At 40.4% G+C, this 21503-nt stretch carries 21 protein-coding genes; 16 read left to right on the forward strand and 5 right to left on the reverse strand.

What is annotated here, in order from left to right; translation table 11 throughout:
• Window positions 1-3 precede the first annotated feature (3 nt).
• From IRQ78_RS00565 to IRQ78_RS00600, 8 genes are all read left to right on the forward strand, one after another.
• Entirely contained in the window at window positions 4-3114 is a 3111-nt protein-coding gene (locus IRQ78_RS00565) for an efflux RND transporter permease subunit (protein WP_194441065.1), read from the forward strand.
• 125 nt (window positions 3115-3239) lie between these two features.
• Window positions 3240-3725 (forward strand): GNAT family N-acetyltransferase, encoded by a 486-nt coding sequence (locus tag IRQ78_RS00570; protein ID WP_054552102.1) that lies wholly within the window; start codon window positions 3240-3242, stop codon window positions 3723-3725.
• A 122-nt stretch (window positions 3726-3847) separates the two neighbouring features.
• Window positions 3848-4354 (forward strand): hypothetical protein, encoded by a 507-nt coding sequence (locus tag IRQ78_RS00575; RefSeq protein WP_138599957.1) that lies wholly within the window; start codon window positions 3848-3850, stop codon window positions 4352-4354.
• Window positions 4355-4369: 15 nt separating this feature from the next.
• On the forward strand, window positions 4370-4981 hold the full coding sequence (locus tag IRQ78_RS00580) for a superoxide dismutase (protein WP_138599956.1): 612 nt from the start codon (window positions 4370-4372) through the stop codon (window positions 4979-4981).
• 87 nt (window positions 4982-5068) lie between these two features.
• Window positions 5069-6418, forward strand: coding sequence for a DNA-3-methyladenine glycosylase 2 family protein (locus IRQ78_RS00585; RefSeq protein WP_194441066.1), 1350 nt, complete (start codon window positions 5069-5071; stop codon window positions 6416-6418).
• 2 nt (window positions 6419-6420) lie between these two features.
• Window positions 6421-6888: a methylated-DNA--[protein]-cysteine S-methyltransferase gene (locus IRQ78_RS00590; protein ID WP_138599979.1), complete on the forward strand. Its 468-nt coding sequence runs from the start codon at window positions 6421-6423 to the stop codon at window positions 6886-6888.
• Between the two features lie 159 nt (window positions 6889-7047).
• Window positions 7048-7785, forward strand: coding sequence for a hypothetical protein (locus IRQ78_RS00595; RefSeq protein ID WP_194441067.1), 738 nt, complete (start codon window positions 7048-7050; stop codon window positions 7783-7785).
• A 65-nt stretch (window positions 7786-7850) separates the two neighbouring features.
• Window positions 7851-8435 (forward strand): thymidine kinase, encoded by a 585-nt coding sequence (locus tag IRQ78_RS00600; protein WP_054552107.1) that lies wholly within the window; start codon window positions 7851-7853, stop codon window positions 8433-8435.
• On the opposite strand, the gene ltaE is transcribed toward IRQ78_RS00600, so the two are convergent.
• Window positions 8418-9425 carry a low-specificity L-threonine aldolase gene (gene ltaE / locus IRQ78_RS00605; protein ID WP_194441068.1) on the reverse strand — a complete coding sequence of 336 codons (1008 nt, stop codon included), beginning with the start codon at window positions 9423-9425 and terminating at the stop codon, window positions 8418-8420. The genes IRQ78_RS00600 and ltaE overlap by 18 nt on opposite strands.
• A 10-nt stretch (window positions 9426-9435) precedes the next feature.
• On the reverse strand, window positions 9436-10341 hold the full coding sequence (rlmF, locus tag IRQ78_RS00610) for a 23S rRNA (adenine(1618)-N(6))-methyltransferase RlmF (protein ID WP_194441069.1): 906 nt from the start codon (window positions 10339-10341) through the stop codon (window positions 9436-9438).
• A 229-nt stretch (window positions 10342-10570) separates the two neighbouring features.
• Here rlmF and IRQ78_RS00615 point away from each other — a divergent pair, with 229 nt between their 5' ends.
• The 7 genes from IRQ78_RS00615 to IRQ78_RS00645 all read left to right on the forward strand — a co-directional run bounded on the left by IRQ78_RS00615 (window position 10571) and on the right by IRQ78_RS00645 (window position 16360).
• A complete protein-coding gene (locus tag IRQ78_RS00615; protein ID WP_194441070.1) occupies window positions 10571-11770 on the forward strand; it encodes a DUF642 domain-containing protein in 1200 nt (399 codons plus the stop codon).
• Window positions 11771-12046: 276 nt separating this feature from the next.
• A complete protein-coding gene (locus tag IRQ78_RS00620) occupies window positions 12047-12505 on the forward strand; it encodes a hypothetical protein (RefSeq protein WP_194441071.1) in 459 nt (152 codons plus the stop codon).
• Window positions 12506-12569: 64 nt separating this feature from the next.
• Window positions 12570-12737 (forward strand): hypothetical protein, encoded by a 168-nt coding sequence (locus IRQ78_RS00625; RefSeq protein WP_165385119.1) that lies wholly within the window; start codon window positions 12570-12572, stop codon window positions 12735-12737.
• 117 nt (window positions 12738-12854) lie between these two features.
• A complete protein-coding gene (locus IRQ78_RS00630) occupies window positions 12855-13319 on the forward strand; it encodes a hypothetical protein (protein WP_194441072.1) in 465 nt (154 codons plus the stop codon).
• A gap of 284 nt (window positions 13320-13603) precedes the next feature.
• Complete coding sequence (locus IRQ78_RS00635; RefSeq protein ID WP_194441073.1) at window positions 13604-13978, forward strand: hypothetical protein; 375 nt, start codon at window positions 13604-13606, stop codon at window positions 13976-13978.
• An 87-nt stretch (window positions 13979-14065) separates the two neighbouring features.
• Complete coding sequence (locus tag IRQ78_RS00640) at window positions 14066-15022, forward strand: hypothetical protein (RefSeq protein WP_194441074.1); 957 nt, start codon at window positions 14066-14068, stop codon at window positions 15020-15022.
• A gap of 435 nt (window positions 15023-15457) precedes the next feature.
• Window positions 15458-16360 (forward strand): alpha/beta fold hydrolase, encoded by a 903-nt coding sequence (locus IRQ78_RS00645; protein ID WP_187490871.1) that lies wholly within the window; start codon window positions 15458-15460, stop codon window positions 16358-16360.
• Here the strand turns inward: IRQ78_RS00645 and IRQ78_RS00650 are convergent.
• From IRQ78_RS00650 to IRQ78_RS00660, 3 genes are all read right to left on the reverse strand, one after another.
• Window positions 16293-17777 (reverse strand): tetratricopeptide repeat-containing sulfotransferase family protein, encoded by a 1485-nt coding sequence (locus IRQ78_RS00650; protein ID WP_194441075.1) that lies wholly within the window; start codon window positions 17775-17777, stop codon window positions 16293-16295. The genes IRQ78_RS00645 and IRQ78_RS00650 overlap by 68 nt on opposite strands.
• A 136-nt stretch (window positions 17778-17913) precedes the next feature.
• Window positions 17914-20499: a TonB-dependent receptor plug domain-containing protein gene (locus IRQ78_RS00655; RefSeq protein WP_194441076.1), complete on the reverse strand. Its 2586-nt coding sequence runs from the start codon at window positions 20497-20499 to the stop codon at window positions 17914-17916.
• Window positions 20500-20796: 297 nt separating this feature from the next.
• Window positions 20797-20949 (reverse strand): oxidoreductase-like domain-containing protein, encoded by a 153-nt coding sequence (locus tag IRQ78_RS00660; protein ID WP_082389209.1) that lies wholly within the window; start codon window positions 20947-20949, stop codon window positions 20797-20799.
• Window positions 20950-21055: 106 nt separating this feature from the next.
• On the opposite strand from IRQ78_RS00660, the gene IRQ78_RS00665 reads away from it, so the two are divergent.
• The gene (locus tag IRQ78_RS00665) at window positions 21056-21466 is read left to right on the forward strand and encodes a hypothetical protein (RefSeq protein ID WP_054552118.1); all 411 of its coding nucleotides are present in this window, start codon (window positions 21056-21058) and stop codon (window positions 21464-21466) included.
• Window positions 21467-21503: the final 37 nt, after the last annotated feature.

Genomic DNA, 21503 nt, shown 5'->3' on the forward strand with positions numbered 1-21503 from the left:
TATATGTTTAATTTATTAATAGAGGCGGTGATAAAGAACCGTTTACTGGTTGTATTGGCCTTGCTTGCAGCGATTGCAGTGAGTGCATTTATGATCCCAAAACTTAATTTAGACGCCTTTCCTGATGTGACGAATGTGCAAGTTGCAGTGAATACCGAAGCGCCAGGGCTTGCGGCTGAAGAAGTTGAGCAGCTGATCACATACCCGATAGAAGCGGTTATGTATGCGCTGCCCGATGTAGAGCAGGTACGCTCTATTTCTAAAACAGGGTTATCGGGCGTCACTGTGGTGTTTAAAGAAGGCGTCGATATTTACTTTGCTAGGCAACTGGTTTTTGAACGTTTGCAGTCTGCTAAAGAGTTGATCCCAGATGGTGTGGGTATGCCAACCATGGGCCCTAATACATCAGGGCTTGGACAAGTCTATCAGTATTTACTTGAAGCAAAGCCAGATGCCAACATAGATAGCATGGCATTGCGTAGTTTGAATGATTGGGTGGTTAAATTACTTATATTACCTATTGATGGTGTGACCGATATTCTGTCATTTGGCGGTGAGGTAAAGCAGTATCAAGTGAACATAAACCCCAATAAGCTCCTTGCTTATGACTTAACACAGCAAGATGTTAGTAACGCACTAGATGCTAACAACAGTAATGTGGGTGGCTGGTATATGAACCGTGGTCAAGAGCAGCTTGTTATTCGTGGTACTGGTTGGTTTACCCCAGGCGAAAAAGGGCTTGCTGAGATTGCACAAACACCTATCAAAACCATTGATGGGACGGTTGTTCAAGTGGCTAATGTTGCGAATGTTGAGCTTGGCAGTGAAATCCGCCAAGGCGCTGTCACCTTATCTAAACGCAATGAACAAGGCGAAATAGTCAATCGTGGTGAAGTGGTGACTGGTATCGTGCTCAAGCGAATGGGCGCTAATACCAAGCAAACGATTGATGGCATTAACGCGCGTATCGAGATGATAAATCAAGCGCTGCCAAAAGGGGTTGAATTTAAAGCCATTTACGACCAAGCAGAGCTTATAAGCCAAGCGGTACAAACGGTTATTGACGCACTGCTTTTAGCTTTTGTATTTATTATCATTGTATTAGCGCTATTTTTGTTGGATTTAAGGGCAACATTTTTGGTGTTGTTGTCGATCCCTATCTCGATAGGCTTAGCACTGAGTGTAATGGCATGGCTTGGCTTGTCGGCAAACTTAATGTCGTTAGGTGGGATTGCTGTTGCAATCGGTATGCTGGTAGATGGCTCTGTTGTGATGGTTGAGAATGTATTTAGGCACTTAGGGCTTAAACATAATCAACATAAGCCTTCTTCGCAGCTGGTGGCTATTGCTGCAAAAGAAGTCGCACGGCCTATCTTTTTTGCCTCTTTGATCATACTAACGGTATTTTTACCGCTGTTTAGCTTTGAAGGCGTTGAGGCGAAGTTATTTCAGCCAATGGCTGTAAGTATTATGCTTGCGATTATTAGTGCTGTGATCGTTGCCTTGGTTGTGGTGCCAGCTCTGTGTGTGTACTTATTTGCTAAGGGCGTGACAGTAAAGCAAAGTATTCTGTTAAAACCTATCGATATGCTTTATCAACGGGCTTTACAAAAAGCATTGCAGGCTAAACGCAGCGTTTTAGCGATAGCAGGGTTATTACTCATTATAGCGGCTGTTATGATACCTAGGCTGGGTACTGAATTTGTGCCAGAGCTTGAAGAAGGCACTATTAACCTACGTGTGACACTTGCTCCATCAGCAAGTCTCGATACGGCAATCTCAGTGGCGCCTAAGCTTGAAGCCATGTTGCTTGAATTTAGTGAGGTGGAATATGCGCTGAGCCGGATCGGTCGGGCAGAAGTAGGGGGCGATCCTGAACCAGTCAATAACATTGAAATCTATTTAGGCTTAAAACCTCATGAGCAATGGGTAAACGCGAAAACGCGGGTCGAATTACAGCAACTAATGGAAGCCAAGCTTGAGCAGTTCCCAGGGCTTTTGTTTAACTTTTCGCAGCCCATAGCAACCCGAGTCGATGAGCTTTTATCCGGTGTTAAAGCGCAATTGGCCATTAAATTATTCGGCAGTGACCTAGGCGTTTTAACTGAAAAAGGCCAACAAATTGAGCAGCTAGTTCAGCAAATACCTGGTGCTAAAGATGTTGCTATGGAGCAAATAGGCGGTGAAGCACAGCTGATAGTTAAACCTAACCGTTTAGCATTATCGCGCTTTGGTTTATCGGTGACTGATTTGATGGATGTGGTTCAGCACGGTATTGGCGGGCAATCTGCAGGGCAAATCATCAATGCCAATGAGCGCTATGATATTTATGTGCGTATAGCAAAAAGCTTTCGGCAAAACCCGAATGTGATTGCTGATCTTCGACTGCAAACCCCCACGGGTGCCATTGTAAGGGTGGGTGATGTAGCCGATGTACAAATAGAGTCTGGCGCTCCACAAGTTCGTCGCGATGATGTTCAAAGGCGGGTGGTTATTCAAACGAATGTGCAGGGGCGAGATATGGGCTCTGTAGTTGCCGATATACGCGCTGCCATAGCCGATAAAATACAGCTACCAAGTGGTTACAGTGTAGCCATTGGTGGGCAGTTCGAAAACCAGCAACGGGCACAGCAGCGGCTGATGATAGTAGTGCCAGTAGCCTTATTACTCATTGCGTTATTGCTGTATTTTGCTTTTAGTAACCTATCGCAAGTGGTGCTTATCCTTGTCAATGTTCCTTTGGCTGTGATTGGGGGAGTGATTGCATTGTATGTCTCTGGGCAATACTTATCTGTACCTAGTTCAGTAGGGTTTATTACACTATTTGGTGTTGCGGTATTGAATGGTGTGGTGATGGTCGAAAGCATTAATCAAAGGATTAGTGCGGGAGATAGCAAAGACAAAGCAGTATTTGAAGGCGCAGTTTCACGGCTAAGACCCGTACTTATGACTGCGCTTACTTCAATGCTTGGGCTAATTCCAATGCTCCTTAGCACAGGCATAGGGGCTGAAATACAAAAGCCCCTTGCCACGGTTATTGTTGGCGGCTTGGTTAGTGCTACCTTTTTAACTTTATTTGTACTTCCGGTACTGTATAAGTCGATGAGTAAATAAAGCATATGGGGCTAACTTTTAGTAGCCCCTTTTTAATGCCGTGTATTTCTGTAAAGGGCGTTTACACCATGCTAAAGCCCTTATAAACTGGGCGTTACAATAATGATGTAAAAAAGGAATACAGAGTGAGTAACGCAATTACAATTCGTCCGGCAGTCGCAAGTGATGCTGCAACAATCCTACATTTTATTACCGAACTTGCTATCTACGAAAAAGAACCTGACGCAGTTAAAACAGACGAGCAAGCTATTTTAAAAACGTTATTCAGTGAAGGTGCTACAGCTCACAGTGTTATTTGTTTAGAGGGCGACACACCAATTGGTTTTGCTGTGTATTTTTATAATTACTCAACCTGGCTTGGTAAAAATGGTTTGTATTTAGAAGATCTTTACGTCAGTGCAGATAGCCGTGGTAAAGGTGCTGGTAAGCAAATTATGCAATATCTAGCTAAGCAAGCACTCGAAAAAGACTGTGGTCGTTTTGAGTGGGTGGTACTTGATTGGAATAAACCAGCCATTGATTTTTACGACAGCATTGGTGCTAAACCGCAAAACGAATGGATTATTTACCGCCTAACAGGCCAAGAGCTTATCGACTTTGCGCATCAATAAGTAATGTTGTTATAGCTTAAAATTAACAAATAACAATATAAATAAAAATCATTTGCATTTGATCTTTTCTGTGTGTAGTTTAAATACACATAGAATGATTGGTATAAGTGCAGGTGATTTTTATGACTCAAACAACACGCCACACACCGTTAACCTCGAACGCCATTGATGACGCGCTTGCCCCTTGGCAAAGTGCAATTTATCAAGGCAACTTAGCATTTGAATCTGGCGAGCTTATTACTGCGCGTGATCATTACACGGTTGCCAGCAGCTGCGCTGAAACACTACTCGCACAGTTTTCTAATTTTCCAATCAACCATTCGGTAACTCGCTCGTTAGAGCATTGTATTGCAGCATTTGTTGTTGCCACTTTGAATCTTGCCGACACATTTAAAGTCATGCAAAAACCAGATAAAGCCTGCACCTGGCTTTGCCATGCTCATCAACGATTAAGCGCGCTGTTAAATCACCCAGAGCAGCAGGTTCGCATCTTGGTGCTGCACCATCATCACAAAACCTATTATGAGCTGGTTAAATTTGCGAGCATGGCATCGGCATTTCCGACACTCATTAACCGAATCAACCAGCTATTAGCTGACCATCCCCATAAAACGCAGTTATTACATTAACGATAAGGAATCAGTATGCCTTTTACATTACCCGATTTAGCTTATGACTATGATGCACTTGAACCGCACATTGATGCGAAAACCATGGAAATACATCACACCTTGCATCATCAAACCTATATCAATAAAGCGAATGCTGCACTCGAGGGCAGCCATTACTCTGAGCAAGATGCTGAAACATTACTACGCACTATTTCATCAATGCCTGAGTCTTTACAAAAAGCAGTACAAGAGCATGTGGGTGGTCACCATAATCATTCATTATTTTGGCAAATAATGACACCAAACGGCGGTGGTCAGCCAAGTGGTGAATTAAATACAGCAATTGTTGATACATTTGGCAGCTTTGACGCATTTAAAGAGCAATTTACGAATGCAGCGGTAAGTCGCTTTGGCAGTGGCTGGGCGTGGTTATGTGTTGATGAAAATAACCAATTGATTGTTGAAAGTAGCCTCAATCAAGATAGTCCACTTATGCAAAATCACATACCTATTTTAGGGCTAGATGTGTGGGAGCATGCATATTACTTGAAGTATCAAAATCGTCGCCCTGAATATATTGCGGCATTTTACGAAGTGATCAATTGGCCGGAAGTTGAGCGCCGATATTTAGCTGCAATTAAATAGCTGTTTAATTAGTTAAGGTCCGAAACTGGCTAGTCAAAAAATAATATTCAGTTAAGCTAACGGTATTAGCGTGTAACGAGAATAATTATGACTAGCCAACAATGGCAAACAGCAAGGCAAAGCCGCGACCCACGCTTTGATGGGGTGTTTTTTGTGGCGGTAAAAAGTACTGGCATTTATTGCAGACCCATTTGCCCCGCACCAACAGCACAAGAAAAGAACGTTGAATATTACCAATACGCGCACTTGGCTGCGCAGGATGGTTTTCGACCCTGCATTCGCTGTCGCCCAGATAGTGCACCGAATAGCCCAGCTTGGCTAGGTACTAAAACCACCGCATTACGCGCAAAACAACTGATTGATAAAGGTGAGGCCTACGATTGTGAGGTTTTAGCAGACAGGCTAGGGGTGTCGAGCCGTTATTTACGCCGTTTGTTTAACCAACACTTTGGACTCTCGATCACCCAATATCGATTATTTAACCAATGCAATTTTGCAAAGCAGTTATTACAAGAAACAGATTTATCGGTGGCAGATATCGCATTTGCTTCTGGCTTTAATAGTATTCGTCGTTTTAATGATGCTTTTTTGAAGCAGTTAAATATCGCTCCTTCAAAGTTACGCAAGTCAGATAAAAAACCAAGCGCCACGCTAACCTTAACACTGGCATTTAGGCCGCCTTATAACTGGCAAGCACTGCATGATTTTTTGCAGCGCCGTTTAATTAGTGGCCTAGAATGGCTGAGTGCAACGAGCTATGGTCGTACTTTTAAAGACAAATATTGCCAAGGGCAATTCACTGCGCATTTTGTTGAGCATAAAAACCATTTTAAAGTGGCGATTGATATCGATAACACCCGTTATTTACAGCAAGTGATCCATAACATTCGTCGTGTGCTTGATTTAGACGCCGACACGCAAACTATTGAACAGCATTTAGATGCAGAGCTTAAAGGCGCAATGCCGCTTTGTGTTGGGTTGCGTTTGCCGGGAATTTGGTCAGACTATGAAGCGGGCATACGTGCGGTTCTTGGTCAGCAAGTGAGTGTTACTGCGGCTCACAATCTCGTAACTCAGCTTGTGAATGAATTTAATCAGCAAAGTACTAACCACTATTTTCCAAGCCCTGATTGGGTTGCCAATTCTGAACTCGATTTTTTTAAAATGCCACAATCACGCAAAGATGCGCTAAGGCGTTTAAGTGCTTATTGTCAGCAAAACCCAGAGAATCAAGAGCTTGATAATTGGCTTGAGCTCAAAGGCATTGGTCCGTGGACAGTTAATTACGCCAAGTTACGCGGTCAAAGCCACCCCGACATTTTACTAGCGGGCGACTTAGGGGTTAAAAAAGCCCTCGCTGGAATAAGCGAATTTAACAGTGAGCACTGTGCACCATTTCGTTCATATTTAACTTTTCAACTATGGCAACAATTATGAGTATGCAACAAGTTATAATGCCAAGCCCCATTGGCGATATTACCATTCAAAGTACAGCAAAAGGTGTCAGTTACGTTGGCTTCTACCCAGTGGTTACGATGCAAACAGAGGCTGTTGATGAGCACACCCTTACACCTATTTTAATATGTATAAGTGAGCTTAATGAGTACTTTAATGGTGAGCGTAGGCGTTTTACTGTTCCACTCGATACCCAAGGTACCCACTTTCAAAGGAAAGTATGGCATGCACTGATGGATGTTGAATTTGGACAAACTAAAAGTTACCAAGAGATAGCACTTGCCATTAATAACCCAAAAGCGGTGCGTGCAGTGGGCGCTGCAAATGGTAAAAACCCGATTAGCATTATTGTACCGTGCCATCGGATTATTGGCGCAAACGGTAAACTCACAGGCTATGCGGGTGGCCTTGAAAGAAAAGAGTGGTTACTGAAACACGAAGGAATTTTGTAAAAAGTTAAATTGCCTTCTACACTATTTAAAGCTTAACTAAATTAGTAACTTATTATGACAGTGATGTTGTTTTTTACTAGAGTATTTTTGTGTACAGGGTTGTTTTTTACTTTTACTTGTTATGCGAAAGAGGCGTCTCCCTTACTAATTAAAATTTGTGTGGCGGATCATAATAAAGCGCCGATGTTTATCGATGCTAAAAACGAAATCCCCATTATTAATAGCCAAGCACAAATTAATACTCTAAATGAATTAGATCTCGCAATAGATGAAGTTCAATTTCAATACCAACAAATGCCTTGGCAAGAATGTATATCATCAATAAAGCACGGCACTGTTGATGCATTTATTTCTGGTTTTAACGCGCTTAAAAGTGACTATGCTGTTTTCCCTGTTAATAAACAGGGCAAACCTCTCGATAAATATTCATTCGCATCTTTGAGCCAATGTTTAATCGGTAAACGACGTTTTCATTCAAAGTGGAATTCACGTGAGGTATTTCAATCAAAAGCATTCTCGTTAGCTGTTGCTAATGGCCATTTTGTTGGTGATGCTGCAAGTGAAGATGCGTTTTTTATTGAGCACACATTTACGCTACAAACTGCGATTGAACGAGTTGCTCAGGGAAATGCTGATGCAGCACTTGTGATTTGTGAGATTTCTAAGAATAAAGTCGATCTTAGTCAGTACTACCAATTTAAACTTGCTCCACTGTTCCCACCGATCAATACCTCAATAGCATATTTGGCTTTTTCAAATGAGTTTTTCTATAAGCATAAACTAGATGCAAACCTAGTTTGGGAGCAGCTCGCCAATAAACAATTGGCAGGGATTTATGCAAGAATGTTGCAAAATACGAGCTCAGTACAAAACACCCATTATGGGACAAAAGAATAAGGTAAAGGATGATGTTGACGTTCGATTAGGGTAGCATATTGCGACTTTAAAATTTGGGCAACATCATGGCACAGCTGTACTTTTATTATTCTGCAATGAATGCAGGCAAATCTACCACACTTTTACAATCTGCATTTAACTACCGCGAACGTGGTATGGAACCGGTTATTTTAACAGCGGCTATTGATGATAGAGCAGGTGTTGGCAAGGTGTCTTCACGTATTGGCTTACAGGCTGATGCGCATATTTTTGATGCAGAGAAAGATGTATTTGAATTGATCAAATCTTTAAATGCAGAGCAAAAGCGCCATTGTATTTTAGTTGATGAGTGTCAGTTTTTATCAAAAGACCAAGTAATGCAATTAACGGATGTGGTTGATGAGCTTGGTATTCCAGTGCTGTGTTATGGCTTACGTAACGATTTTAGAGGTGAGTTATTTAGTGGCTCACAATACTTACTTGCATGGGCTGACAAACTAATTGAGTTGAAAACAGTGTGTCATTGTGGTCGTAAAGCTAATCATGTACTGCGTACCGATGAGCATGGCAATGCGATTGCAGACGGTAATCAGGTAGAAATTGGCGGCAATGACCGGTATGTATCAGTGTGCCGCAAACATTATAAAGAAGCGTTAAATCTCGGCCGCTAATGCTGAGATAAAGTTATCAATATCTTGCTTAGTGACGCCTAAATGGGTCACTAATCGCAGTGGTTTTCCTGGCGAAAATAACATATTTTGTTCTTTTAGCGCATGTGCCACTGCTTTTAAGTCGATATGTTCGGCAACGTTTGCGTAAACAATGTTGGTATCGATTTGAAAAGGTGATGTATCAAAAGCAGCTAACGTGTTTAATTGCTCTGCTAAATACGCCGCGTTATCGTGATCTTCATCAAGTCTTGTTACGTGATGCTCAAGTGCATACTGACCAGCGGCTGCAAGCATACCCGCTTGGCGCATACCACCACCAAGTACTTTACGCCAGCGGCGCGCTTTATCAATCAGTACTTTGCTACCTAGTAATAGGGAGCCAACCGGCGCACCGAGTCCTTTTGATAAGCAAATAGATACAGAATCAAAATACTGGGTGATCTCAGTAATATCAACACCTAACTTAACCGCCGCGTTATACACGCGGGCACCGTCTAAGTGCAGAGCAAGGTTATGTTTATCAACACACTCTCTGGCTTGTTTAAGATAACTTAGCGGGAGAACTTTGCCACCAATGGTGTTTTCTAAGCTAAGTAGTTTGGTTTTAGCAAAGTGAAAGTCATCAGCTTTAATTGCAGCCACAACTTTGTTTAAATCTATGCTGCCATCGGCATTATTTTCAATTGGTTGCGGCTGAATAGAACCTAATACAGCGGCACCGCCACCCTCAAATTTGTAGTTATGCGCTTGTTGACCACAAATGTATTCGTCGCCACGTTCACAATGTGCCATCAATGCTAGTAAGTTTGCTTGCGTGCCTGAGCTACAATAAAGGGCGCTTTCGAAGCCATGACGCTCAACAGCAAATTGTTCAAGCTGATTAACGCTTGGGTCGTCACCATAAACGTCGTCGCCTACTGGTGCGTCATTCATGACCGCGCGCATGGCTGCTGTTGGTTTTGTAACTGTGTCTGAACGAAAGTCGATCATCTTATTATCCTTATACTAGTTCGTTAAGAATGGCTTCGCGGTCGGCTTGGTCAAAATAGCTCCAAGCAATAAAACGACTATTTTTTTGGCCTTGTGCCATTTTTATAACTTTTACTTCTTTCACATCAAGTGTGCTGAGTAACTTTTTTATATGCGGTAAAGTGTCAGACTTTGAAACAAGTGATGTAAACCAAATACATTGCTCTGCAAACTCTTGGCTCTCAATACACATTTTACTGATAAATTCTCGTTCACCGCCTTCACACCAAAGCTCATTTTGGCGGCCACCAAAATTAAGCGCTTTTTGTGGTGTTTTGTTTAAGTTTTTCCATTTACGTTCAGTACCTGCATTTGCCTGTTGCTCGCTGGCATGAAACGGTGGGTTGCATAAAGTTAGGTGAAAGACATCTTTATTCGATATTACGCCCGTAAACATTTTATTGGCGTTACTTTGCTGCTTAACATTTATTTTGAGGCGGTTAAATTGCACAATTTGCTTAGCAATTTTAACAGACAATACATCAATATCTGAGCCTGTGAAGTGCCAGCCATATTCGTGATTACCCGTAAGCGGGTAGATCACATTTGCACCCGTGCCTACATCAAGCACTTTTACTTGCTTACCCGTAGGAATACGACCTTGGTTATCGCTTGCTAATAAATCAGCCAAATGATGAATGTAATCCACTCTGCCAGGAACTGGCGGGCAAAGGTAGTTGTCGGGTAAATCCCAAAAATCGATTTTATAATGGCTTTTTAATAACGCTTGGTTGAGGGTTTTAACCGCTAACGGATTGGTGAAATCAATGCTATCAGTGCCCGCTGGCGTTTGCGTTATATAAGGTGTTAGGGCAGGAGTATCTTTGCATAGCAAAGTAAAGTCGTAGCCATTTAAGTGGCGATTTCGCGGATGCATTAAGGAAAACCTATCTGTTAGCCATATCAAAGGCTGATTGTATCAAATAAATTTTAAATTTTGGCATCATTTGTGCCTTCTCTTATGTACAGTCCATTTCAAAGCGCTCAATTGCAGAGAGAAGTTAGTTTTTTATCAATTAACTTTTTCTACTCATAAGTAGTTTAATGATTGAGGTGGTTTGTTTTTTCACAATGCAGTGAATACAACTAATCTGGGGAATTATTATATGAAGTTATCTATTTTAGCAATGTCTTCGCTTTTTGCTTCGCAAATTGCAATTGCAGACAATTTAATTGTAAACGGCTCATTTGAACTGGATGTCGTAAATTCAACATGGACATTGTTAGATGAAGTTAACGGATGGCAAAGTGAAGGTGCAAGATTTGAAATTCAAACATCGCGTCTAGGTCTTATTACTGCTCAGCAAGGTAATCAATATGTCGAGCTAGACTCTACTTCCAATTACAGCATCTTTCAAACAGTCGCAACTGAGGCTGGAAAAACTTATGAAGTTTCATTTTACTACTCGCCTCGTATTAATGGTAACAATGATACAAATAAAGTTGATGTGAAGTGGAATGGAACAACAGTACTAAACGTAAATGCGACGCAAAGAGGCTGGCAATCATTTACATTATCTGTAGAAGCAGATTCAAACTCTTCAGAAATTCGTTTTAGCGGCGCAGGTGCGAGTGATAGTCTAGGCGGTTTTATTGATAACGTTGTTGTCACTCAAAAGCAGGCTTGTCATTCTGGTATATTTGGTATTAACAATTTTGGTTCTTCTGAAACGGGTTATGTTTATAAATTTGACCTAGAGACAAATACTTACAGTGTGGTCGCAGGAGCGCAAAATACGGCTTCAAACATTGCAAGTTATGATGGCAAACTTTATTTTATGGAACAACTTGAGTCGGGCACGAAAGCGTCAAAACTTTGGTCGTTAGATTTAGAAACGGGCGCTCAAGTTGCTGAGGCTGATGCTACATCTTGGCCAATTTATCGTTCAGCAGTCACGGCAGACGGACAATCTTTACGTGCGACAAGTAAAACTTATATGTATGACTACAACTTGCAAACTGGAGAAAAAACAGTACTAGGCAAGATGCGCTATTCGGGAGATTCTTTCTCACATGGTGATGTAGCATATTCTGCTGATAATAATGTACTTTACGTATTAACAGGTCAATCACTCTATACCATTGATGATGGTTCGATGGAGTTAACCTTAATTGGTGAACACGGCATTAATTGGGCATCAGGATTAGCGATTGCTGATGATGGAACATTGTATGTTTCAGGAAGAAAAGCAGGCGAAAATGCGAAGATTTACAGTGTTAATCCTCAAACGGCTGACTCTAGTTACGTTATGGATGCACCAGAGCACATTAATGATTTAACTTTCGTAGATAACTACTGCGAATAGGCGGTGTTTATAAAAATAGCCAGTGGTTCTGGCTATTTTTATTTAGTCTATTAAACATGGTAAGCAAAATTATTTGATAACTGATAGGTTGCTTTGCTTAAAGTATGGGCTACTTGAGGTTAAGAGCGAAAGATCGGGTATATTGGCCATGATACAAGCTACTAAAATTAGTGTTTAAAAATTTCTACTCAAATTGGGTCACATTGGGTACTACCATAAAACACCTAAAGCTGATAAATTCGTAAGTGATTCAATCAAGGAAAAATAATAAAAATCATGGTCAAAAAGATACTTAAAGGAATTGGTATAACATTTTTAGTGTTAGTTAGCTTATTTGTACTTTTAGCAATTTGGACTGCGAATAAATCCTCTGCTTACAAAGAAACTGCTATTCCTTACCTAAATTCAGCAATTACAGATATCTCTAAATGGGACCCTCAAATTCTCAAAAACTATATGACCCCATCATCAATTGAAAATGCCACAGATGAAGATATTTCTAAAATCATGCGTGCATTCTCAAAGTTGGGCGAATTAAAAGAACTAGGTGAATTTGAATTTATAAATGTTAGCTCTAAAGCTGTTACCGGAGGTGGTTCTGGTACTTATGTTACTTATTTAATTCCAGCTTCATACACGAATGGAGACGCACAAATAACCGTCACGTTAAAAGAAGAAGGTGAGTCATTCTCTATTTATAACTTCAATTTAAATTCGATGGCGCTTATTGATTAAGTTTTATCAAAAATAGCAAGCGCAACTGTTTGTATTTAAATAGTTTATTTTCAAAGGAATGTTTATGTCTAAAATTAAAAAAATAGTGATAGCTGTTGTAATTGTGCTAAGCCTTGGCGCAATTGCTAAACAATACAATGAGCACAATCACACAGAGATGGCAATTAAAGAGTGTGGCAATAAAGACAACATTGCCAAAGTCGACTCTAAAGGTTTTGAGTGTAAAGACTAATCGAGATTAGTAAAACATATACTTCACCTGAAATTATCATACTTGGTTTAAACAGCAACCTAACCACTCAACAGTAAAATAATCATGCAAGGCTTTTTATAACTTAAAGGGAAAGAATTGAAAAAAGAACAAAGCAAGGAAAGTGGAATCTTATATGCTGTATTTACAACCGTTTTATTGTACTTCCTTTTTAAAATTACGTTAATTTTTTCTATGCAGTTAAATTGGCATTCAACCTGTCTTAGCTCACTTTGGGATAATGCCGACTCTGTATTGACACCTTTTTTAGGGTTTTCCATTGTTGCTGTACTAAGTTGTATCTGGTTTTTTTATTGCGCCATAAAATACAAACAAAAAGCAGGTAAAACGGTATATCTTTTATTAGGCGTAGGAGCTGTGTTCTATTATTTTTGGTTTAGAGGCTTTTACGGTTTTTGGCAGTTATTGAACTACGAGCAAAAAGAAATCACAGTACAAGAGTTTTATGAAAAAACAGGTGGTACAGATAGACTCACTTCGTTGTTTGGTAACCGCCTCAGGCATCATGAACTGTGTAAGTCACCACATGACAAGATTAATTAAACTCAGATGAGATGTTTTGTGTGATACCAATATCGGTTGCTGTAAAAATACACAGCATAGTTATTTCGTTCTTATATTCAAGATAATTAGCGACGAGCGCATTTTCTTTTTCTGAATACCTTTAGGACTAATTAAAAATACGAGTTGCCGATGCCTTAAGTTATTTGTTACTAATAGATTTATTAAATACATGAGCGTGACATTGGTGGAAAGGTGCGCGACGCGCGCACTATGAAATTGTTAGTTTTTTAGAGGATTCTATTAGTACGTTTTTCAAATTGAGCATGTTAGGTGTTGTATTTTTTGTATCAGGTTGTGCTAACTTGATTGGATTTACTGGCGCAGATACAGGTAAGCGAGTTGGTGATTGGGTGGAATATAATGTCAATCACCCAGGGCTAACCATCAAAATTATAGAACCCTATAGTGAGGAACTTATGCCTATTTCGACTGAAGGCAAAACGTCACCTTCACCTTTACGGCATACCGTAATATTTGGCACACAATCGAGTCAGCATAAATTGGAAATTGTTGGTCGGTACAGTAAAGAACTTTATTTGGACAATAAATTTTACGGTTCAGTGTGGCTTGGAGATGTCTTAATTCGCGATGGCAGTCTTTCAATTGACGGTAAATTGGTAGCGGCAGTTGAAAACTAACAAGTTAAATCACCGGAAAACCACTCTCTACGCTCGCGTTTTCCGCTGTTTAAAGCGTTATAGCGCAATGGAGAAAAGGAGTGTGCGTTGATTATTGATTTTCCAACAAAAGACGATTTTTTCAATGCAGCTACGGATTATTTAAATTCCTCTTGGGATTCAGTTGTCGAACTCATTAGTGAGTTTGAAAAAATAGTCGACCTAATTGATGATTCAAAACATTCAGTTGAGAGTGAGAGATATTGGGGATCAGCCAAACAAACACTAATTAGTGCTACAGCTCTCGTGCAACAGGCTGTGGAATTCTATATAAAAGGCAGAATTGCTAATGTTTCTCCTTATTTGCTAATTTCTGGTAGCCCTCAATCTTGGCCAAAAGGTTGTAGTAAAAAGGATGTTGAGTTTTCACTGTTTAGAACTCTTGATGCACAAGACTTGCTAAAAGTACATGATACCGTCTGTGGAACAAGATTTACTGATCAATTTGTACAGTGGTATGAAAAACTTCGAGTTATTAGAAATAAGGTCATGCATACGGTAGACAAATCGTTAACTGTAAAGCCTGTGGAAGTTATTGAATTTATATTATTTGCTTATCATTATTTTTCTGATACAGGTAGTTGGTTTGAATCTAGAAAGCAGTATCTCGACAAAACTCCTGTAAATTCAGTCCAAATGTTTGAAGAAGATAATACTGAATCATATACCTTAAACGCATTACTAAACGAATTTAGAACTGTTATGGAAGTATTAACACCAGCAAAAGTTAAGCTTTACTTTAACTACAATAAAACGAAAAGATCACTTCATTGCCCAAGTTGCTACCAAGTCGTTTCGCAAATGGATTTCTGGGATCACGAGTTTATTCATGATTGTGCAAAGACATATCAATTAACCGAATCCGAGGGCTCGTATGAATGCTGCATTTGCAATTACAATGGAACTCTTTTAAGCAAAATGTGTGAAGAAGAGTGTTGTGAAGAAAGGCTGATTGATAGTAAATCAGGTCTTTGCCTATCATGCTTTTGTGAAAACGCGCTATAAGAAGAGACTTCAAAGGACTCAAAACGTTTGGCTTGCGCTACCCCGACCTCATTTGAGCCAGATATTTTATTGCCGCTTAGCAAAGCGTTACTAAATAAATACACCAACACGCTTTTGTCCAGATATTTATCATGCTCAACGTCTGTTCACACTTAATGATAAACTTAAGACCACGAATGGCAAAAGGCTGTCTCCTCCGTATATTTTAATTCCGTTACATAGAAATTATCAAAATTTAGCCAGATGCTTCTGTAACTAGAATTTCTAACATCGATAAATAATGGCTCTGCATTGGTGTTACTATTTAATCAAAATCTCATTGTGCCTGAGATTCTCATTTTGAATGGCAATCGCCAAAATCACTCTTGCTTTGCTGAATAGACTGGCGTAACTTAACACTGGTACGATGAGTCTATAAAAATAAAAAGGTCAAACGTGACGATTAAACAAGAATCGGTGTTTATTAAACTCGCCGAAAGCCAAACCTTACATTTACGCCGTATCAGTAAGACTGATGCGAAAGGCCCAGCGGTGTTTTTTATGCATGGTGCCGTTGAAAATGGCAAAATCTTTTACACCCACAGCAATAAAGGTTTAGCGCCATTTTTAGCTGAGCATGGCTATGTTTGCTATGTGGCTGATTTGCGTGGTCGTGGTGAGAGTAAACCTGCGATTTCAAAGCATGCAAAGTATGGCCAAACCGAGGCTATTTTAGAAGATATCCCCGCATTTTTAGATAAAATTAAACAGCTTGAAGGTGAGCCTGCTCGTTATTGGGTGGCACACTCATGGGGCGGGGTGCTAATGAACAGTGTGTTTGCCCGTTTTCCCGAGTTGATTGATGATGTGAAAGCCTGCGGCTATTTTGGTTCTAAACGGTCTTTGTATAACCATCATCCAAGCAAGTATATTCAAGGTAATTTAATTTGGTATGGTTTGGCGCCATTAGTTGCCCGTAAGCATGGTTTTGTGCCGGCTAAAAAACTGAAATGGGGCAGTGATGATGAAACCCGTAAGTCACATTATCAAAGTATGCAGTGGGCTAAGCGTAAACCTTGGGTCGATACTGACGATGGCTTTGATTACGCCAACGCATTAGCTGATAAGGCACTGCCGCCCATTATGCATGTGGCGGGTGTTAAAGATAAAGCTCTATGCCAGCCGATTGATATTGAAAAATTTATGGAAGAGTCGGGCATCGGCAAGCAAAGGATGACCATTTATGGCCGTAAGTTTGGCCATAAGGTCGATTATGATCACATTAATATGCTCACTCACCCACAGGCGCGTTTTGATCAGTTTGTTGACTTGTTGAACTGGTTTGAGACTCACGCATAAGCGTGTCCATTGCGCTCTCGTAGCGTTTGTATTTTTCTAATGCTTTATCAGTTAACGGCTGTCTTACAGCCGTTTTGCTGAGTGTTGCCACCGGTTTTTTTGACTTATAAAAATCTAAAAACTGTGTGTTGTACTCGATGTTTAAGAACTTACACAGGGCTGTTAGTGTTTGTTCGCTGTCACTGATAAGTGCTTCATAGCTTAAATCAAAAACCGCTTCTGGCATCACGTTTTGCCAATGCTCCATTAACTGCTGATACAAATCAAAGTACTGTTTAAACTCTGGGAGTGAACAAAAATAAGGTTCGTTTTCAGCAAAATAGTTGCTAAACACCGACCACGCAATTGCATCATATTCGCGCTGCATATTAATAAACTTGGCGTTAGGAAAGAGTAAGTAAATCAATCCAAGTGACTGATAGTTAGCAGGTAGCTTGTTGATCATAAAAGGGCGCACAACTGGCGCTTGTTTTATTCGTTCAATATAAATATTGCGGGCATTGTTAATTAGCCCTTGGTTTAGCTCTGCTAGGCAATCTGGGTAGGGGAGTTGCGTTTGTTGTTCAAGGTATGCAACAACCTGATTACTGATACTGGCATCTTCGCCAAGGCTGGCAAAGTCATTGTGGCTTGCCAGCATTTGCTCTACCAGCGTTGAGCCACTTCTTGGCATGCCAATTATAAAAATGGGGGTAATTGTGCCTGTAAATGTTTTGTCTCTGGCATCAATTAGCTCAGCTGTATTTTGCTCTATGATGCGCTGATAAAAAGGCACTAAGTCAAGGGTTTTAAACTGCGTGAGTTTTGTTTGTAGCTTATTAGCTAGGCTGAAGTAGTTAAAAGCTTGTTCTGTATCATTTAACTGATCATAGCTTTTACCAAGGGCATAATAACACACCATTTTTAAACGCAGATTATTGGTTAAAGTTAAAAACTGGTGTAGCTCATTTATGTAATTTTGTTCGTTGTTAAAGCGCCCAAACTGTACTAGTTCAAATAAAATGTACGCCGTCACTGGGTAATTTCCCATACCGAGTGCATGCTTTAAAATACTGTACGCTTTGTCTAACTCACCATAAGTTAAATAATGCTGGGCAAGGTAGTAATGTGGCTCAGGGTTATGGCTGGCAATTGATTTAGCATATTCGAGTACAGTTAAGGCATCTTGCGGTGAATGCACGCCATTAAAAGCATCGGCAAGGGCATGGAGTGGTTCAAGCATGTGCGGTAGTCGTTCACAGGCTCTTTGTAAAAGGTAAACAGCGGCATCATAACGTTCTAAACGCAGTGCAATGCGGCCCAATCCAAATAACGCTTCGCCATTTTCAGGATCTGAATCGAGAAGGGTTTTAAAATGAAATTCGGCCTCTTTAAGCTTGTTTTCATTCAGTAGTTGATTCGCTTTTTCTAACAGCATAGGAATGGCGGGTTATTTGTTATTTTTATTTACTATAAAACGAAAAAGGCGAAATGTCTTTCGCCTTGGTTAACTATAAATATCCAGAAAAAATCCGGGGTATCGACTTTCTAGGTTGATTGCTCAACCTAGAAATTTAGAAAGTATAGGTAGCTTTCACGTAATAGAAGCCGCCGTTGATACCATATGGCGACGTTTCGTAGTATTTACCACCCCAGTTATTGTTAGGGATGCCAGTACTATCGAAGAAATCAAGTTTCTCTGCTTCTTGGTCGAATAAGTTTGTAGCACCAACAGAGAAGCTAAGCTCTTCAGTTAGGAAGTAAGTCACTTCTGCATCAATGGTTACTGCAGCATCAGCTGTTTTCGCTGTTGCATCGTAATCTACGTGAACACCTTGGTATTCGCCATAGTAGTTAACACGTGTAAATGCAGAGAAGCTCTCCCATTGTTGTGCCCAGCTAAGTGTTGCACGGTGGTTTGGTAAGTCATTTTCTAAACGGCTTACTTTAAATTCACCAGTAATGTCTGTTGACTTAGTTACTTCAGTGTCGTTCCAGTTGTACGCTAAGCTGAATGTTGAGCTACCGCCTAACAAATCAGTTGAGTAGTTAGCTACTGCATCAATACCTTGCGTTGTTGTATCAAAGTCATTGGTGAAGAAGCTTACTTGCGCTAAGTTTTGTACGTTTGGCACGCCTGCTGCTTCAAGTGTGTCTTTATCTGCTTGACTTAATTCAATTTTATCTGATTGACTGATACGGTCATCTACTTGGATGTTGTAGTAGTCAACTGTGAAGAATAAGTCGCCAAGTGTCCATACTGCACCAAACGTGTAGCTTTGAGACTCTTCAGGTTGTAGCTCTGTACCACCTAATTGCACTGCAATTGGGTTTGTTGGTGGTAAAAGTGCCGAGTCAACAAGTACACCGCTGCTTAGGTTAGTTTGAACGTTACTTACGTTTGCTTGACCAACAGTTGGTGCACGGAAACCAGTACTGATTGAACCACGAATGTTCAAGTCTTCAGTTACGTGGTATTGACCCGTTATCTTGTAGTTAGTTGTTGAACCAAACGTGTCGTAGTCTTCATAGCGTAGCGCTAAGCCCATTGAGAAGTCTTCTGTGAATGGTGCTTCAACATCAACGTATGCAGCATAGTTACGACGAGTGTATTCGCCAGCATCAGATGGTTTGAAACCAGGGAAACCGTTCGAGCCGATACCAAAACCTTGTTCAGTTAGTGGGCCAGCTGTGAAAGACGCTACATCACCAGAAACAACTGTGAATGTTTCTTCGTGCCATTCAAGGCCACCGGCAACGTTTACATCGTAAGCTAAACCAAAGTCAAAACCTTTTGATAAATCTGCGTTAAAGTTTTTCTCTAACTGTGAGTATTTACCTGGGCTGAAATCGCGCGGGCTTTCTGGGCCTAATGACGCATTGATTGTGTCATAGATGAAGTAACGCGATTCGTTGTAACCAACTGTACCGCTTAAGTCATAGTATGCACCTTCAAGGAAACCAGATGTGATTTCACCTTTAGTACCAATTGTTAATGCAGTATCAGTGATGTTACCACCGAAGTTAGGTGTAAAACCGCCCGGAAGCATTTCGTTAAACGCAAAACAGTCTGGGTTGTTAGCAACTTCATCGATGTATCTTTGGTTATCTAAAACGTTATCATCAATCATGATATCGGTAGGACAGTTACCGCTCATATCGCCAGTTAAATCACCAACAAGCAGTGTTTCACCGCCGTCATTTGAGTAAACACCTGGGCGAGTGTGTGGGTTACGATAGTAGAAACCACCACGTACATCACGCTCAGAGTAGTTACCAAACATGTAGAATTCAGATGAATTACTTAACTCAAGACCGATGTTACCAAAGATAGTAATATCATCATCAACTTCTGGTGCACCCCAAACTTGTGCTAACGAAGATACTTCAGGCACACCTGCGGCATCTAGTGCGGCTGCATCAGGGCGTTGTACTGAGCGGCTAGTCGCATCAGCTGTTTTATATTGGAAGCTTAAGTTAGCAAAACCACTATCGGTAAATGGTAGACCCACGTTACCAGAAATTTGCGTTGTATCTCCATCGCCTTCGTAGTATTCACCTTGACGTATTTCGAATGAGCCGCCTTCAGAGGCATCTTTTAATACAAAGTTCATTACACCCGCGATTGCATCAGAACCATACTGTGCAGCAGCACCATCACGAAGTACTTCTACTTGCTTTAAGGCAATACTTGGAATAACAGAGATATCGGCACCTTGAGCACCATCATTAATACCACCGCCTAAGAAAGCGATAACAGATGCACGGTGACGGCGTTTACCATTAACAAGTACTAAAGTACTGTCAGAAGGAAGGCCACGTAAGTTAGCTGGGCGAACAAGTGACGCAGCATCACTAATTGGGTTTTGGTGAACGTTAAAAGAAGGAACGGAGCCTTTTAAAAGCTCAAGCATATCGGTGTTACCACCTTTATCTAGCTCTTCACCACCAATGATATCAATGGGTACTGGTGAATCACCGATTGAACGTGGTGCTGAACGAGTACCCACCACGGCAATTTTCTCTACATTTTTGTTAACTTTCGTCTCTTCAGCTGCTTGCTCTGCAGCAACAACCGAACCCGACACAAACAGGCCTGCTGTTGTTGTCGCTAAAGCAAATTTAATTGCTTGTTGTAGCGCATTATTTTTGAATTTCATTCCGACTTCCCCAGTTAGAATAGTTATGATTATGTCACCAAATAAAGTATTAGAACTTGGTGTAAATCTCTTATACATCCTGTAAATAATTTTTGCAAATTGTTAATTTTATGTTGTTTTGTGGGTGTTTCTTTGTTTTTTGTCGTTCTTTTGTGGATTATCCTATTGAAAGTAAAGAGGATAATTTATTCTCGATATTGAATTTTAGCGTAAGAAAATATATAAATTATGCAAAAATAATTAGATAGAAGGCTTTTTTGGATGGTTTTTGAACGGTTTTTGATTTGGAACGGTCTTTTAAGCTTGTTGCAAATTATTGCTTAACCGCCATTGTTGCAGTTTTTCTCGGTATTCATCCCATACACATGGGCAACAGCTACCACCTCCACAACACTCATCTGAAGCTGGTTTTTTGGGTTTTGGCTCAGCTTGTTGTTTAGGTTGGTTCATTTTTAATACTGAAAAATAGTTACGAATAGAGTATTAAGGATAAAGTAAAATCTAATATAAGTAAATTATGCTTTGTGAACGTCGCATGCTGTGTGAAAATAACTAAATGCGATTATATAAAGTTATTCATCGAGCCCCATTTCGAGTGGCTAAAATTACCAAAAAGCGTCAAACATTACGTTTTAAGCGCGCTATGGTAGCACTCAAAATCGCACTTGCCCAAGAAAAGCAAGAAACAAAAGAAATGCTTCATATTTATAGGCGATACACCCAAGGCCAAGCTACTAAAGAAGAGTTACATACTGCTAATGAGCAGTTTTTAGATATCTTAAAAGGGCTTGGTTTAGGTGTGTTTGCAGTTTTACCCTTTGCGCCTATTACCATTCCTTTGGTTGTAAAGCTGGGGCAATGGGTTGGTGTCGATGTGCTACCTAGTTCATTCAATATAAATAAGTCAATTAAAGAGCTGGATCAACAAGTAGCAAAAGAAGAAAAAGAGAAACAAAACAAAGACTGATTAGGTTTTTTATCTGATTTTGCCTATACCTTTTGTA

Origin of the sequence: Pseudoalteromonas simplex, assembly GCF_015278155.1 — a bacterium.
In the GTDB taxonomy this organism is placed as follows: domain Bacteria; phylum Pseudomonadota; class Gammaproteobacteria; order Enterobacterales; family Alteromonadaceae; genus Pseudoalteromonas; species Pseudoalteromonas simplex.

Bases quoted from the DNA above. Each gene is read 5' to 3' on its own strand.
- IRQ78_RS00565 (WP_194441065.1), top strand. From the start codon at position 4: ATGTTTAATTTATTAATAGAGGCGGTGATAAAGAACCGTTTACTGGTT.
- IRQ78_RS00575 (WP_138599957.1), top strand. From the start codon at position 3,848: ATGACTCAAACAACACGCCACACACCGTTAACCTCGAACGCCATTGAT.
- IRQ78_RS00580 (WP_138599956.1), top strand. From the start codon at position 4,370: ATGCCTTTTACATTACCCGATTTAGCTTATGACTATGATGCACTTGAA.
- IRQ78_RS00585 (WP_194441066.1), top strand. From the start codon at position 5,069: ATGACTAGCCAACAATGGCAAACAGCAAGGCAAAGCCGCGACCCACGC.
- IRQ78_RS00590 (WP_138599979.1), top strand. From the start codon at position 6,421: ATGCAACAAGTTATAATGCCAAGCCCCATTGGCGATATTACCATTCAA.
- IRQ78_RS00600 (WP_054552107.1), top strand. From the start codon at position 7,851: ATGGCACAGCTGTACTTTTATTATTCTGCAATGAATGCAGGCAAATCT.
- ltaE (WP_194441068.1), bottom strand. From the start codon at position 9,425: ATGATCGACTTTCGTTCAGACACAGTTACAAAACCAACAGCAGCCATG.
- rlmF (WP_194441069.1), bottom strand. From the start codon at position 10,341: ATGCATCCGCGAAATCGCCACTTAAATGGCTACGACTTTACTTTGCTA.
- IRQ78_RS00615 (WP_194441070.1), top strand. From the start codon at position 10,571: ATGAAGTTATCTATTTTAGCAATGTCTTCGCTTTTTGCTTCGCAAATT.
- IRQ78_RS00620 (WP_194441071.1), top strand. From the start codon at position 12,047: ATGGTCAAAAAGATACTTAAAGGAATTGGTATAACATTTTTAGTGTTA.
- IRQ78_RS00625 (WP_165385119.1), top strand. From the start codon at position 12,570: ATGTCTAAAATTAAAAAAATAGTGATAGCTGTTGTAATTGTGCTAAGC.
- IRQ78_RS00635 (WP_194441073.1), top strand. From the start codon at position 13,604: ATGTTAGGTGTTGTATTTTTTGTATCAGGTTGTGCTAACTTGATTGGA.
- IRQ78_RS00650 (WP_194441075.1), bottom strand. From the start codon at position 17,777: ATGCTGTTAGAAAAAGCGAATCAACTACTGAATGAAAACAAGCTTAAA.
- IRQ78_RS00655 (WP_194441076.1), bottom strand. From the start codon at position 20,499: ATGAAATTCAAAAATAATGCGCTACAACAAGCAATTAAATTTGCTTTA.
- IRQ78_RS00660 (WP_082389209.1), bottom strand. From the start codon at position 20,949: ATGAACCAACCTAAACAACAAGCTGAGCCAAAACCCAAAAAACCAGCT.
- IRQ78_RS00665 (WP_054552118.1), top strand. From the start codon at position 21,056: ATGCGATTATATAAAGTTATTCATCGAGCCCCATTTCGAGTGGCTAAA.